A 13,842-nucleotide genomic window follows, 5' to 3' on the forward strand; every position below is an offset into this window, starting at 1 on the left:
ACGCCGAGAGGAGGCGATTGAAGTGATCAGCATCAGCACCAGCTCCATCAGCACCGCCAAACTGACCGATCGCTCGGTCGTCTCCACGTGCATGCTCGGCGCCTCGAACCAGGGCACCGGTCTGTCCGGCATTCCTGCCGGTCGTCTGGCGTCCGCCCCCGTTTCTCTCGCGGGTCTTCCCAACCGTGAGCGCAATGAGCGACCGACCAAGGCACTGGAAGCAGTAGTGGCACAGGCGCAGGCCTATGCCTTTACGGCGGCCGGTGCCGGAAGCCGGAAGCAGACGACGCAGCACCACCTGATGTGGGCCTTCCGTGGGCCAGAACCCTGGAGTGATCCAGCCTGATCGCCGATCAGGCCGGCGCCTTCAGGGCCGCGGAACCCCATCCGGGATCCGCGGCCCTTCTGTTTTCCCCGAACGGGGACGACGGAGCGAAGGGGCCTCGGGACAAGAGCTGAACCCGGTACCAGCCGCCACCCGGCCCAACAGGGCCGGAACGACCAGACGAGGAAGACGAACCGTGCAACTCGAAGCGCACGCCCCGTCCGTACCGCCTTCCGAAACGATCCCCCCGCCCGGCCTCACGGAGGACTCCACCTTGATCCCGCTCACTGCGCTCACCGCGCTCGACGACGCCATCGAGAACCTCGGCGTACCCGTCCCCTGCCGCTCCTACGACCCGGAGGTCTTCTTCGCCGAGTCGCCGGCCGACGTCGAGTACGCCAAGTCCCTCTGCCGCACCTGCCCGCTGATCGAGGCCTGCCTCGCCGGCGCCAAGGAGCGGCGTGAGCCCTGGGGCGTCTGGGGTGGCGAGCTGTTCGTCCAGGGTGTCGTCGTCGCCCGGAAGCGGCCGCGTGGCCGCCCGCGCAAGAACCCGGTCACAGCATGAACCTCACCGGAACCATCGACCGCCCCCTCACGAACGACCCCAAGAAGCAGGCCCCGATGAAGCCGTCCACCACCGAGCCCGCCGGCTCCGCGATCGAAGATTTCACCACCACAGGCGCGACGGACTCGCGTCAGAACAGGACCCGAGAGATGCAACTCCTCCAAGAAGCCCTGGCTCGTGCGCATATGCACGACCGACTGCATGAGGCCGAGCGGGAACGCCAGGCAGTGCGCCTGGCGAGCGCCCACCGGATGCAGCGCCGGGCCGAGCGCGCCTCGCGGCGTGCCCGCCGCGCGCTCGCCATGGCGGTCATGCAGTAACCGATCACACCTGAAGCGGTGGCCTCCCGACCCCGGGAGGCAGTAGCTCCCCGCGGGGGCCGGTCCGTCCGAACGGACCGGCCCCCGCGGTGCGTTGTGCCTGCGATCCACCCACCGCGGCGTTATCGTCACCGGGTGACGAGTCTTCCCAGAGGCAGTGACGACTCAGGCTCCCCCGCGGAGCCCCAACCTCTGGTGTGCGGCCGCTGCGGCGCCCGGGCGGGAGGTCCGCAGCCCACCTGGACCTGCTCCGTGGAAAACGGTGCCCGCCAGTATTTCTGCGACGCCTGTTCGCGGGAGAACCTCAGGGCTATCGAGGGGCGGCTGGACTCCGCCTGGTGGTGAGACCGTTCCTCTGGGGCCTCCCCCCCCCGCCCCACCCCCACCCCTCGGACACGCAGCCCAGCAGCCCACAGCCCGGAGCTCAGCAGCCCGGAGCTGAGCAGCCCGCAGCCCAGCAGCCCACAGCAGGGCGGCAGCCCGCAGCCCGGCACCCCCGATCAAGCCTCCGCGGCCGGCTCCTCGTCAGTGGCTTCCTCTGCGAACCCCGGAAGCCACTCCTCCAACTCCTCGCGCAGTCGCACCGTCGACCCCAGCTGGCACAGCACGCCGATTGTGCTCAATGTCACCCGGTGTATCAGGAGGTACGCCGGTGGCAGGTTCAGCTGCTTGCCCAGTTGGTAGGCGGGGGAGCGGGGATCGGCGATGCGGGCCGCTTGGCTGCGCATCCAGCCGCGGGTGAAGGTGAACTCGTCGACCCGGGCCGGTTCGATGATCGGCAGGAGGTAGTCGAGGACGGCGCTCGGGTCCAGCTCGATCGATTCCTTGACGAAGCCCTCCGCGCAGAGGAGTTCGTAGACGGCCTCCGCCTCGCCGTCGAGGGTCATGCGCAGGGAGTCGCCGATGGGGGCCGGCAGGCCGCCCGAGAGGCGGTCGACCGTGCCGAAGTCCAGGACGCCCAGACGCCAGTCGTCCTCGCCTCCCGGGCCACCGGGCAGCAGCCGGAAATTGCCCGGGTGCGGGTCGGCGTGCAGCAGGCCGGTGCGGGCCGGGCCGGAGAAGAGGAAGCGGGCCAGGAGCTGACCGGCCCGGTCGCGCTGTTCCCGGGTGCCGTCCGAGATGATCTCCGAGAGAGGGATTCCGTCGATCCACTCGGTGATCAGGACCTGGTCGCACTGGTGGACCACACCCGGCACCACCACGTCCGGATCGTCCGTGAACTCCTCGGCATGCGCCTGCTGGGCCTGGGCCTCCAGACCGTAGTCCAGCTCCTCCGAGACACGGTCCCGCAGTTCTGTGATCAGAGGCTTGATGTCCATGCCGGGGATCAGCGGACCCAGCAGGCGGGCGAAACGGCTCAACTGGTTCAGGTCCGACAGGAGGGCCTCGCCGGCACCCGGGTACTGCACCTTGACCGCCACCTCGCGGCCGTCGTGCCACACTCCGCGGTGGACCTGTCCGATCGAGGCCGCGGCGGCGGGTTTGTCCTCGAACTCGAGGAACAGGTCGGGCCAGTCCTCGCCGAGCCGCTCGCCGAGTACCCGGTGGACGGTGCTGGTCGGCATCGGCGGCGCCGCCTCCTGCAGCCTCGTCAGTGCTGCACGGTAGGGACCGGCGACCTCCTCCGGCAGCGCCGACTCGAAGACCGACAGGGCCTGGCCGAACTTCATCGCCCCGCCCTTGAGCTCGCCGAGCACCTTGAACAGCTGCTCCGCCGTGCGCTGTTGCAGCTCGCGGCCGACGATCTCCGCGGACTCGCCGACGATCCGCTTGCCCAGTCCCCAGGTCGCCCGTCCGGCGAAGCCGAGCGGGAGCGCGGCGAGCTTGGCGGTCCGGGTGACCGCCTTGCGGGGAAGATCAGACATGCGCCCTCCAAGTCCCTGCCGGCCGCGCCGCTTCTGCCGTACGGCAGAGCTCCTTCGGCGACCGTTGCCCCGTCATTGTCTCGTGTGACTCCTCGTCCTCGGAGGTGTGTTCTCCCTTACCTTTCTCCGCGGCCCCGCACGGGCATGCCGGATGCGCCCACACCGGTCGCGCATGCCAGGTCAGAGCGGGCAGGGAGACCTCCCAGCGTGCTCCGGCACTCGTCGTGACCCGGCCCTCCAGGAACGCGAGCGCGTGTGCGGCCGCCAGCCCGGCCACCGTAGTGGCCAGCGCCAGGTCGCAGGGCCGCGGCTGGCGCGGGGCGCCGGAGCGCCACTGCGCGACCAGCCGGGGCCAGGCCGGATCCCGGTCGGTGCGGCCTTCGTGCAGACAGCCTGCGCAGGCCGTCTCACCGGGCAGGACGAGGGGACCGACGACGCCGGTCGCCTCCACGACGCCGGCGTACAGATGCGGTGTACCCGAGGCGATGAGAGGTTCGGCGGTGGATGGCGCGGGGGCGTGGACGGCGACGTCGTCGCGTGGGGCGAGGATCACCAGGGAGAAGCCGGGCTCGCCGTCCGCGGGCGGGGTGGTGTTGCCGCGGCGTGGCGGGCGGTCCGGGGCGGACCGGCGTACGGCCTGCCGGGCGGCTTCGTCCCTGCGGTCGCCGATGGACTCGGCGGGCAGCCCGCCCGGCGCCACGTCGCCCGCCTCGACCCGGCCGACGTCCCGCACGTCGACCTCCCCGATGCCGGCGCCCGCCAGCAGTGAGGCCAGCACCGAGCCCACCCGGCCCGCGCCCCGCACCTGCACCCGCAGTGAGCGGCGCGCGGCCAGGCGGCTGATCGCGTCGCCCGGTTCGGTGGTGGTCAGGGACAGTGAGGCGAGGTCAGGGCGCAGCCGGGCGAGGACGTCCTTCTTGCCGCGCAGTGCGTCGGCGGCCGGCCCGCCGCCCTTTGCGTCGTCCAGGAGGCCGGCCCGTGCCAGCCGCTCCACCAGTCTGTCGACATGACCGTCTGGCAGGTCCATACGGCGTCCCTCCTCGCGCAGGAGAGGCAGTCCGCGGGTGCCGTTGAGCAAGTCGAGAAAGCTGCCCGTTGCCGTGTCCACCGGCCCCAGCGTCAGCGCGTGCGCCGGTGCCATACCGAACTGCACGGTGTTGAGATCGCGCCAGCCGCGCCTGAGCGCGGGCTTCACCGCCGGCGCAAGCGGAACCATCGCATCCATGACAGGCCCCCGTAGCCCTCGTAGATCATTCCCGTCCGCCGGGTCAGCTCGGTCGGCGGGCCGTCGATGGTCGGTCGACGGTCCGCCGAGGCTGTCCCGGCGAACACCAGCATGCCTGGACGGGCGGACAGGTGCCGAAAGTTGTCCACAGGCGGTGGATATTCGTCGTACAAATCAAACGCTTGGTGGCGGATCGAGACGGAACCGTCCAGGAGTCGGGACTTCCCCCGTGTGCAGCGGGTAACGTCGGGGCGTGCCCGCCGACCCACTGCACCGCGCCGGAATGCCACAGCGCAGCACGACGAGCCAGCCGCCGAGCGGCTCGGGGGCGAGCGCGATCGAGGTCCGCAGGAGCTCCCGTCGACGCAGAACGGTCTCCGCGTACCGCGAGGGCGATCGCACCGTTGTACTCATCCCTGCCCGGATGTCCGAGGCGGAGGAGCAGCGCTGGGTGACCGTCATGCTCGACAAGCTGGCCGCCCAGGAGAGCAAACGGGTCCTCGGTGACGACGAGCTGGCCGAGCGCGCCGAGCGGCTGTCGGTCCAGTACTTCGACGGCCGTGCCCGGCCCACCTCGGTGCGCTGGGTCACCAATCAGAACACGCGCTGGGGCTCGTGCACCCCGTCCGAAGGCAGTATCCGTCTGTCGCACCGGTTGCAGGGCATGCCCGAGTACGTCGTGGACTACGTCCTCGTCCACGAGCTGGCGCATCTGCTGGTGCCGGGACACGGTCCCCGCTTCTGGCGGCTCCTCGAGGCGTATCCGCGCACGGAGCGGGCCCGGGGTTACCTCGAAGGAGTGGTCGCCGCAGAACGGTTGCCGCACCTGCCGGGGGCGCGCGGGGAGTGACGGCCGCCCTGGGGCGGTGGTTGTGTACCGGGTCTGTACCGACTTCTTCCGGTGTCCGAGTTAGCCGTTAACCTGGCGCGACGCACTCACATTCGGGATGGGGGACGGTCGTTACGCATGGCCAGGGAATTCCAACGCGGCCACAAGGCCAGGATCAGTGACCTCACCGCGGGCACCGATCTGTACGTAGGCGTGCAGATCAGCGGCCCCGGACTGACCTTCGACATCAGCTGCTTCGGTCTTGACGCCGACGAACGGCTCTCGGACGACCGCTACTTCATCTTCTTCAACCAGCCGAAGTCCCCCGAGGAGTCCATCCAGCTCCTGGGCGGCCAGGCGGGCGACACGGAGGCCTTCCGGGTCACGCTCGACAAGATCCCGGCGCAGATCCAGAAGCTGTCGTTCACGGCGACGCTCGACGGCGCCGGGCAGATGTCGCAGATCGCCCCCGGGTACATCCGCATCGTCGCGGGAGGCGAGGAGGTGGCCCGGTACGCCTTCAACGGCTCGGAGTTCTCCACCGAACGGGCCGTCATGCTGGGCGACTTCTACCTCAAGGACGTGTGGCGGTTCGCGGCCGTCGGGCAGGGCTTCGACGGCGGCCTCGATGCGTTGCTGAAGAACTTCGGCGGCGAGGTCATGGAGGAGGAGGCACCTGCGGCGCCTGCTCCGCAGCCCCAGACCGGAGCCGCTCCCGGCTTCGCCCCGCCCGCGTTCGGCGCCCCGGCCCCCGCGCCCGCGCCCGCCCCGGCTCCGCAGGGCTTCGCCCCGCCCCCGGCACCGACTCCGCCCCCGGCCCCCGCGCCCGCGCCGAATGTGCACGCCGCGCCCACCATCATCGCGCCCGTGTCCCCGCCCGGCGGCGCCCAAGTGCCGCCCCCCGGTCCGGCGCCCGCGCCCTACGGCCAGCCGCCCCAGCAGCAGCCGTACGGCCAGAGCGCACCGCCGCCGCCGGGCTACGGCCAGCCCCCGGCTCCGCACGCCCCGGGCCCGCCGCCCGGCTACGGCCAGCAGCCGCCCTTCGGACAGGTCCCGGGACAGCAGGCGCCCTACGGCGGGCCTCAGGGCGCCCCCCAGGGCGGCGCCGGGGTGACCGCAGCGCTCCAGATGTTCAAGGAGACGCCCACCGGGCAGCGCTGGACGCAGCAGAACAAGAAGCTGATCCGCGTCGACCTCGGCATCGGCGGGCAGCCCGTGCTCGCCCGGCAGGGCAGCATGGTGCTCTACCAGGGCAAGGTCGACTTCGGCTACAAGGGCGCGGGCTTCGCGGGCCGGATCGTGGGCAACGCGACCGGCCAGGAGATGCAGCTGATGCGCTGTACCGGCCAGGGTCAGGTGTTCCTCGCCGAGAACGCCACGCATCTGCACCCCGTCGAGCTCCAGGGTGACGCGATCTGCGTCTCCGCCGAGAGCGTCCTCGCCTTCGACGAGAGCCTCCAGTACGAGGTCCGCCGCATCGAGGGACACGGCATCCCCGGGGGCGCGCTGTTCACGATGCAGTTCCAGGGCACCGGCACGATCGTCGTCAAGACGCACGGCACGCCCGTGGTCCTGCCGGTCACGCCGACCACGTTCGCCGACGCCAACGCCGTCGTGGCCTGGTCGGCCGCCTCCCAGGTGATCGTCTCCAGCCAGGTCCGCATGCGCCGCAACGCCTACCCGGGGGACACCGGCGAGAGCGTCAACCTGCAGTTCCGGGGCGCGCCCGGCAACTTCATCGTCGTCCAGCCGTACGAGGTCTGAGGGAGCCCGTCATGAACCAGCCACTCGCGGGCTACGCCCCCGCACCCGTCACCGCCCGCATGGAGAACCACGGCAACAACATGCTGAAGGTCGCCATGCAGACCGGAAACGACCTCCTCGCGCGCGTGGGCTCGATGATCGCCTACGAAGGCTTCATCCAGTACGAGCCCAACCCGCCGGCCGTGCGCCAGATCGCCCGCGACTGGATGACCGGCGAGGGCGCCCCCCTGATGAAGTGCTCAGGCGACGGACTGCTCTACCTCGCCGACTACGGAGCCGACGTCGTCGTCATCAATCTCAACGGCGACGGCATCTCCGTCAACGCCACCAACCTGCTCGCCTTCGACGCGTCCCTCACCTGGGGCGTGGAGCGGGTCAAGGGGCTGGCGAAGTTCGCCGGACAGGGTCTGTGGAACACCAAGATCTCCGGGCAGGGCTGGGTCGCGCTGACCTCCCGGGGCAAGCCGATCGTCGTCGACTGCGGCGGCGGCGAGGACGAGACATACGTCGACCCGGACGCGCTCGTCGCCTGGTCCCCGAACCTCAAGGTGAAGGGCAAGCGCAGCTTCAAGGCGCAGTCGCTGATCGGCCGCGGCAGCGGCGAGGCCTACCAGATGGCCTTCTCCGGTCAGGGCATCGTCGTCGTCCAGCCCAGCGAGGACAGCACCGACCGCCTGCGGTTCCGGGGCTGAGGGGGAGCGAGAAACGTCATGCAGAGTCCGCTTTTCGCCTTCAACGACTCGCAGTCCCAGGAGCGCTACAGCCTGCAGAACAAGCAGATGCTGCGCGTCACCCTGGAGGGCCACGACGACATCCTGGCCCGCAAGGGCACCATGGTCGCCTACCAGGGGCTCGTCGAGTTCGATGCCGAGTACCGGAGCAACCAGCAGGCACGCGCGCGTGCGCACACGGGCGAGGGTCTCAGCCTGATGCGCTGCCACGGGCAGGGCACGGTCTACTTCGCCAACCTCGCCCAGCACATCCATGTGGTGGACGTGGAGCAGGACGGTCTGACCGTCGACAGCAGCTACGTCCTCGCGATGGACTCCTCGCTGCACCACGAGGTCATCGCCGTCGACAGCCTCTACGGCATCTCCGGCTCGGGGAAGTACCAGCTCAACATCACCGGCCGCGGCAAGGTCGCCCTGATGACCTCGGGTGCGCCGCTGATGATGCAGGTGACGCCCGACAAGTACGTCAACTGCGACGCCGACGCGATCGTCGCCTGGTCGACCGGGCTGCGCGTCCAGATGCAGGCCCAGACGCACTCCTCGGGCGTGTGGCGGCGCCGCGGCAACACCGGCGAGGGCTGGGAGCTCAGCTTCATGGGCAGCGGTTACGCGCTCGTGCAGCCGAGCGAGCTGCTGCCTCCGCAGAACGCCCAGATCGGCCAGGGTCTCGCCGCGCAGTACGGCGTGGGGCAGCACGGGGCGCGGGCGCAGAACCAGGGGAACGTCTGGAGCTGAGCGTCCAGCAATCCAACGTAAGGGGCGCCCGCTTTGCGGGCGCCCCTTACGCGTCGCTGAGAGTCGCAGACTCCCGAGGCTCACAGCCTGGCGCGCGTCGCTTCCAGCAGCCGTACGACGGACTCGTCCGCCACGTCCGCCACCTCGTCGTAGGCGAACCAGCGCAGGTCGAGCGACTCGTCGCTGATCTCCTGGACGGCCCCGGACGGTGCCAGGACGGCGTACTGGACGTCGAAATGCCAGTGGCAGGGGGCCGGGATGGGGTGCCGGTCCAGCCGCACCGGGCCGCCTGCAAGCAGCGTCAGTCCCGCGATCCCGGACTCCTCGGTCGCCTCGCGCAGTGCCGCGGCCTCCACGGTGGCGTCCCCCGGCTCGCAGTGGCCGCCCATCTGCAGCCACATCCGCAGCTTCTTGTGGAGGGTCAGCAGCACGCGCTCACGGGACGGGTCGATCACCAGGGCGCTCGCCGTGACATGACCCGCCTGACAGGCCTTCCACATGCCGTCCGGATGGGCCGCCAAGTGGTCCAGATACGCCTGGCGCAGCTCTTCCTGGTCCTCGTACCCCTTCAGGACGAGGACCGCGTCGTCGTACAGGCTCACTCGGTGTCGTCGCCCTTGTCGTCGTCCTGGGAGGGGTCGTCCTTCTTCAGGTTCGGCTTCTGTGCCGAGCCGCCGCCCGCCGCCTCACCGAGCATCTTGTCGAGCTCGGAGAAGTCCAGCTGCTCGCGGTGCACGAAGCCGTCCGGGTCGTCCAGGTCGGAGGCCGTCGGAAGCATGTCCGGGTGGGACCACAGGGCGTCCCGGCCGTCCACCCCGCGCGCGTCCGTGAGGGACGCCCACAGGCGGGACGCGTCACGCAGGCGGCGGGGACGCAGCTCCAGGCCGATCAGCGTGGCGAACGTCTGCTCCGCAGGCCCGCCCGTCGCACGGCGGCGGCGCAGGGTCTCACGCAGCGCGTCCGCGGACGACAGACGCGGCTTCGCCGCCGCGTGCACCACCGCGTCCACCCAGCCCTCGACGAGCGCCAGAGCCGTCTCCAGACGGGCCAGGGCCGCCTTCTGCTCCGGGGTGTCCTCCGGCTGGAACATGCCCTGCTGGAGGGCGTCCTGCAGCTGCTCCGGGTTCTGCGGGTCGAACTGGCCGACCACGTCCTCCAGCTTGGCCGTGTCGACCTTGATCCCGCGCGCATACCCGTCGACCGCGCCGAACAGGTGCGAGCGCAGCCACGGCACATGCGCGAACAGGCGCTGGTGGGCGGCCTCGCGCAGGGCGAGATACAGCCGCACCTCCTCCTTCGGCACGCCCAGGTCCTTGCCGAACGCCTCGATGTTCACCGGCAGCAGCGCGGCCTTTCCGGCCGGGCTCAGCGGCAGGCCGATGTCGGTGGAACCGACGACCTCTCCCGCGAGCACCCCGACGGCCTGCCCGATCTGCGTGCCGAACATCGCGCCGCCCATGGAGCGCATCATGCCGATCAGCGGGCCCGCCATGGCCTGCATCTCCTCGGGCAGGACATCGCCCATCGCCGCGCCGACCCGCTCGGCGACCGGGTCGACGAGTTCCTGCCACGCGGGCAGGGTCGCCTCGACCCACTCCGCGCGGGACCACGCCACCGCGGAGCCGGCGCCGGACGGCAGCGACGTCGCGTCGTCCAGCCACAGGTCGGCCAGGCGGACGGCCTCCTCGACCGCGGTGCGCTCGGCGGCGCCGACACTCGCGTCCTTGGTGCCGTCAGGGGTGCCCTGGGAGACCGTCTGGCGGGCGATCTGCTTGGCCATCTCCCAGTTCACCGGGCCGCCCTCGTACGAGAGCATCTGGCCCAGCTGCTGGAAGGCGGCGCCCAGGTCGGTGGGGTTCAGCGAACCGAACATGGCAGCGAGCGGATTGTCCGCACCGGGGCCGCCGAAGCCTCCGGCCCCCGGCAGCCCGCCGAAACCGAACGGGTTGGCCGGTCCCTGACCACCACCGCTCTCCTGGTCCTTCTTCTTGCCCTCGTCGCCGTCTTCCGGCTCCTCCGGCGGAAGGCCGAATCCGAATGGGGTGTCACTCACGGGATTCCTCGGCTGGTAAGGCCGCCGGTTGTCTCCGACGGCACGACTGCCCGATAACACCACCCAGCGTAGACACCATGGGCGGATCGGGCCTCGGTGCTTCGCCGACTCTTGGCCTGCGGCAGGATGGATGCCACCTGGTACGGACGCGTCACTCGCGTTCGTACTGAAGACAACCGCTGGAGACGCCCGGTGAGTTCCCCAGATCCGCAGGTTCGCGCAGCGCGAAACGAGTCAACCAATTCCGCCACGCGCGGGCCCGTCGTCGCGGTCACCGGCGCCGCGTCCGGCATCGGCGCGTTGCTCACCGAACGGCTCGTCGCCTCCGACGAGATCAAGCAGGTCATCGCCATCGACGAACGGCGCGGCGAGTGCGCGGGGGCGCAGTGGCACATCCTGGACGTACGGGATCCGGCCATCGCGGACAAGCTGCGGGGCGCCGACGTGGTGGTGCACCTGGCGCTTGATCTGGATCTGGAGACCGACCCCGCCGCCCGTACGGCCTACAACGTACGGGGGACGCAGACCGTGCTGACCGCGGCCGCCGCGGCCGGAGTCCACCGGGTCGTGCTGTGCACGTCCGCCATGGTGTACGGGGCGCTGCCGGAGAACGAGCTGCCGCTGTCCGAGGACGCGGAGCTGCGGGCCACGGCCGAGGCCACCGGCGTCGGGGACCTCCTGGAGATCGAGCGGCTCGCCCGGCGCGCGCCGCGCGCCCACCCGGGACTCAATGTCACCGTCGTACGGCCCGCAGTGCTCGTCGGAGGCACCGACACCGCGCTGACCAGGTACTTCGAGTCCCCCCGGCTGCTTGTCGTCGCCGGATCGCGGCCCGCCTGGCAGTTCTGCCACGTCGAGGACCTGTGCAGCGCCCTGGAGTACGCCGTCCTGGAGAAGGTCGACGGGGAACTCACGGTGGGATGCGACGGGTGGCTGGAGCAGGAGGAGGTCGAGGAGCTCAGCGGGATCCGGCGGATGGAGCTGCCGTCGGCTGTCGCCCTTGGTGCGGCTGCCCGGCTGCACCGGATCGGCCTGACACCGTCCCCGGCCGGGGACCTGGCGTACACGATGTACCCCTGGGTGGTCAGCGGAAGCCGGCTGCACGACGCGGGCTGGCGGCCGCAGTGGACCAACGAGGAAGTGCTCGCGGAGCTCCTGGAGGAGGTCTCCGGGCGGCACACGGTTGCGGGGCGGCGGCTCGGGCGGAAGGACGCGACTGCGGCGGGGGCCGCGGGTGCGACGGTGGCGCTGCTGGGGGCGGCGGCCGTGGTGCGGCGGGCGCGGAAGGCCCGGCGGCGCATCTGAGGAGGCTCCGGAAGGGGCCCGGCGTGGGGGCTGGGCGGAGGGCGGGTGCGCAGCCCGGCGCGGGCGGGGTGCCGCATTTCTTTGGGTCGGGAGCCGCACTGGGCGGCACGAATGTCCGCAGGCTCGGCGTGGCTGTAGGAGCCTCCAAAAGGGCACGCGCGTGTGCCTGGTGAAAGTTGTATTCCGGGTTGTCAGACGCGTGCGGCACGATGGGGGCATGGCACCCACCAACGACCATCCCGGCGAGCAGGCCGCGCAGGACCCCATCAAGCTGATCGCCGTCCGTGAGACCGCGCTCTCGCTGGACGAGGTCTTCCAGGCCGTCGGGGACGACGCCGCCGGCGGCACCGCACTGTTCGTGGGGACCGTGCGGAACCACGACGGGGGATCCGATGTCGACCGGCTCGGCTATTCGTGCCATCCCAGTGCCGAGGCCGAGATGCGGCGGATCGCCGAGAAGGTCGTGGCCGGATACCCGGTGCGGGCCCTGGCCGCCGTCCACCGGGTCGGTGACCTGGCCGTCGGGGATCTCGCCGTGGTCGTCGCCGTCTCGTGTCCGCACCGGGGCGAGGCCTTCGAGGCCTGCCGGAAGCTGATCGACGATCTCAAGCACGAGGTGCCGATCTGGAAGCACCAGACCTTCAGCGATGGTACGGAGGAATGGGTCGGGGCCTGCTGAACCCCTGCGCCACACCCAGGTTGCGTAACTGCACCCCTGGCGTCAGCGTTCTCAGTGTGGCTGGTTAATCTGCTGATCAGTCAGTTCTTGCGGTCGCTCACTGGGGTCGGGAGGTCGGCATGGGGGCGCTCCTGTGGTTGTTGATTCCGTTCATGGCAGCGATCGGCGCCGGGCTGTGGGGCAGTTGGGCCAACCGGACCCGCAGGGTCCGCGGAGACGGGCCCGAGCTCGACGGCTACGCCCGCTTCCGTGAGGCCATGGAGAAGCCCCACTCCGGTACGTGACATGACAGAGGTAGGGCTGACGGTGCGCTGACAGGACCTTCCCGTACTGTCTTGGCATGCCACGCCGCACCGCGACGATGCTCGCCTCCACCCTGATGCTGATCGCGCTCCTGTGCGCGGGAGTCTTCATTCCCGTGCCGTACTCGGAGATGTCCCCGGGACCCACGGTCAACACGCTCGGGAACCACGACGGCGAGCCGGTGCTGCAGATCTCCGGACGCAAGACCTATGCGGCCGACGGTCACCTGAACATGACCACCGTGCGGGTCACCAGCGCCGACTACAGGATGAACCTCGTCGAGGCCGTCTACGGCTGGCTGGCCCACGACAGCAAGGTCGTGCCGCACGACACGCTCTACCCGGACGGCAAGACCGAGGAGCAGTCGACCCAGGAGAACGCCGAGGAGTTCAGCCAGTCCCAGGAGAGCGCCAAGGTCGCCGCCCTGAAGGAACTCGGCATCCCGGTGAGGAGCTGGGTGATCGTCTCGACCGTGGTCAAGGGCTCCCCCGCGCAGGGCGAACTGCACGCCGGAGACGTGATCAAGGCCGTCGACGGTACGGCCGTGAAGCAGCCGGCCGACGTCGCGAAGCTCGTGACCAAGCACCAGCCGGGCCAGAAGGTCGTCTTCACGATCGTCCCTGGCAAGGAGCAGGCCGCCGCCGAGAAGAAGAACGCGACGGCCACGAAGACCCGGAACATCACGATCACGACCACCACCTCCGACGACAGCGCCAAGAAGCGCGCCATCGTCGGGATCTCCGCGGGGACCGATCACACCTTCCCGTTCACCATCGACATCAAGCTCGCCGACGTCGGCGGGCCGAGCGCCGGTCTGATGTTCGCGCTCGGCATCTACGACAAGCTCACCCCGGGCAACCTGACCGGCGGCAGGTTCGTGGCGGGCACCGGGACGATCGACGACAGCGGCAAGGTCGGCCCGATCGGCGGCATCGAGATGAAGACGGTCGGCGCACGCAACAAGGGCGCCCAGTACTTCCTCACGCCCGCCGAGAACTGCAAGGCTGCCGCCAAGGACACCCCCAGCGGGCTCACCCTGGTCAAGGTGAACACCATCGACGACGCCCTCGGCGCGCTGAAGGACCTCCGCACCGGAAAGACCGCCGACCTGCCGAAGTGCACGGCCAAGTAGCCCGAAGGGCT

The 13,842-nt window shown here is 70.5% G+C and carries 16 protein-coding genes; 12 read left to right on the forward strand and 4 right to left on the reverse strand.

All coding sequences use genetic code 11. The features are described from left to right. Positions 1–22: 22 nt before the first annotated feature. The 4 genes from EDD92_RS30745 (at position 23) to EDD92_RS51410 (ending at position 1,555) form a co-directional block, all read left to right on the forward strand. Entirely contained in the window at positions 23–346 is a 324-nt protein-coding gene (locus EDD92_RS30745; protein WP_123967341.1) for a hypothetical protein, read from the forward strand. Between the two features lie 175 nt (positions 347–521). Then, the gene (locus tag EDD92_RS30750) at positions 522–890 is read left to right on the forward strand and encodes a WhiB family transcriptional regulator (RefSeq protein WP_010984500.1); all 369 of its coding nucleotides are present in this window, start codon (positions 522–524) and stop codon (positions 888–890) included. After that, the gene (locus EDD92_RS30755; protein WP_123967342.1) at positions 887–1,210 is read left to right on the forward strand and encodes a hypothetical protein; all 324 of its coding nucleotides are present in this window, start codon (positions 887–889) and stop codon (positions 1,208–1,210) included. The genes EDD92_RS30750 and EDD92_RS30755 overlap by 4 nt, the downstream gene beginning before the upstream one ends. Positions 1,211–1,345: 135 nt before the next feature. Then, positions 1,346–1,555 (forward strand): hypothetical protein, encoded by a 210-nt coding sequence (locus tag EDD92_RS51410; RefSeq protein WP_123967343.1) that lies wholly within the window; start codon positions 1,346–1,348, stop codon positions 1,553–1,555. Between the two features lie 155 nt (positions 1,556–1,710). On the opposite strand, the gene EDD92_RS30765 is transcribed toward EDD92_RS51410, so the two are convergent. Then, positions 1,711–3,075 (reverse strand): AarF/ABC1/UbiB kinase family protein, encoded by a 1,365-nt coding sequence (locus EDD92_RS30765; RefSeq protein ID WP_123967344.1) that lies wholly within the window; start codon positions 3,073–3,075, stop codon positions 1,711–1,713. Then, the gene (locus EDD92_RS30770) at positions 3,068–4,291 is read right to left on the reverse strand and encodes a TOMM precursor leader peptide-binding protein (protein ID WP_148096481.1); all 1,224 of its coding nucleotides are present in this window, start codon (positions 4,289–4,291) and stop codon (positions 3,068–3,070) included. The genes EDD92_RS30765 and EDD92_RS30770 overlap by 8 nt, the downstream gene beginning before the upstream one ends. Positions 4,292–4,553: 262 nt before the next feature. On the opposite strand from EDD92_RS30770, the gene EDD92_RS30775 reads away from it, so the two are divergent. The 4 genes from EDD92_RS30775 (at position 4,554) to EDD92_RS30790 (ending at position 8,359) form a co-directional block, all read left to right on the forward strand. Continuing rightward, entirely contained in the window at positions 4,554–5,150 is a 597-nt protein-coding gene (locus tag EDD92_RS30775) for a M48 family metallopeptidase (RefSeq protein WP_123967346.1), read from the forward strand. Positions 5,151–5,267: 117 nt separating this feature from the next. After that, positions 5,268–6,893 (forward strand): TerD family protein, encoded by a 1,626-nt coding sequence (locus tag EDD92_RS30780; RefSeq protein WP_123967347.1) that lies wholly within the window; start codon positions 5,268–5,270, stop codon positions 6,891–6,893. An 11-nt stretch (positions 6,894–6,904) separates the two neighbouring features. Next, the gene (locus EDD92_RS30785) at positions 6,905–7,585 is read left to right on the forward strand and encodes an AIM24 family protein (RefSeq protein WP_123967348.1); all 681 of its coding nucleotides are present in this window, start codon (positions 6,905–6,907) and stop codon (positions 7,583–7,585) included. An 18-nt stretch (positions 7,586–7,603) separates the two neighbouring features. Further along, positions 7,604–8,359: an AIM24 family protein gene (locus EDD92_RS30790; RefSeq protein WP_123967349.1), complete on the forward strand. Its 756-nt coding sequence runs from the start codon at positions 7,604–7,606 to the stop codon at positions 8,357–8,359. Between the two features lie 80 nt (positions 8,360–8,439). Here EDD92_RS30790 and EDD92_RS30795 read toward each other — a convergent pair whose 3' ends face one another. Both EDD92_RS30795 and EDD92_RS30800 read right to left on the reverse strand, forming a co-directional pair. Continuing rightward, on the reverse strand, positions 8,440–8,961 hold the full coding sequence (locus EDD92_RS30795; RefSeq protein WP_123967350.1) for an NUDIX hydrolase: 522 nt from the start codon (positions 8,959–8,961) through the stop codon (positions 8,440–8,442). After that, entirely contained in the window at positions 8,958–10,412 is a 1,455-nt protein-coding gene (locus EDD92_RS30800) for a zinc-dependent metalloprotease (protein WP_123967351.1), read from the reverse strand. The genes EDD92_RS30795 and EDD92_RS30800 overlap by 4 nt, the downstream gene beginning before the upstream one ends. A 192-nt stretch (positions 10,413–10,604) precedes the next feature. Between EDD92_RS30800 and EDD92_RS30805 the strand changes: the two genes are divergently transcribed. The 4 genes from EDD92_RS30805 to EDD92_RS30815 all read left to right on the forward strand — a co-directional run bounded on the left by EDD92_RS30805 (position 10,605) and on the right by EDD92_RS30815 (position 13,831). Continuing rightward, complete coding sequence (locus EDD92_RS30805; RefSeq protein ID WP_123967352.1) at positions 10,605–11,717, forward strand: SDR family oxidoreductase; 1,113 nt, start codon at positions 10,605–10,607, stop codon at positions 11,715–11,717. Between the two features lie 217 nt (positions 11,718–11,934). Further along, positions 11,935–12,396: a molybdenum cofactor biosynthesis protein MoaE gene (locus EDD92_RS30810; RefSeq protein ID WP_123967353.1), complete on the forward strand. Its 462-nt coding sequence runs from the start codon at positions 11,935–11,937 to the stop codon at positions 12,394–12,396. Between the two features lie 119 nt (positions 12,397–12,515). Then, positions 12,516–12,680, forward strand: a complete 165-nt coding sequence (locus tag EDD92_RS50030; RefSeq protein ID WP_185124175.1) for a hypothetical protein — start codon at positions 12,516–12,518, stop codon at positions 12,678–12,680. Between the two features lie 56 nt (positions 12,681–12,736). After that, positions 12,737–13,831 carry a PDZ domain-containing protein gene (locus EDD92_RS30815; RefSeq protein ID WP_123967354.1) on the forward strand — a complete coding sequence of 365 codons (1,095 nt, stop codon included), beginning with the start codon at positions 12,737–12,739 and terminating at the stop codon, positions 13,829–13,831. Positions 13,832–13,842 lie beyond the last annotated feature (11 nt).

Source organism: Streptomyces sp. TLI_185 (genome assembly GCF_003814765.1).
Taxonomy (GTDB): Bacteria; Actinomycetota; Actinomycetes; order Streptomycetales; family Streptomycetaceae; genus Streptomyces.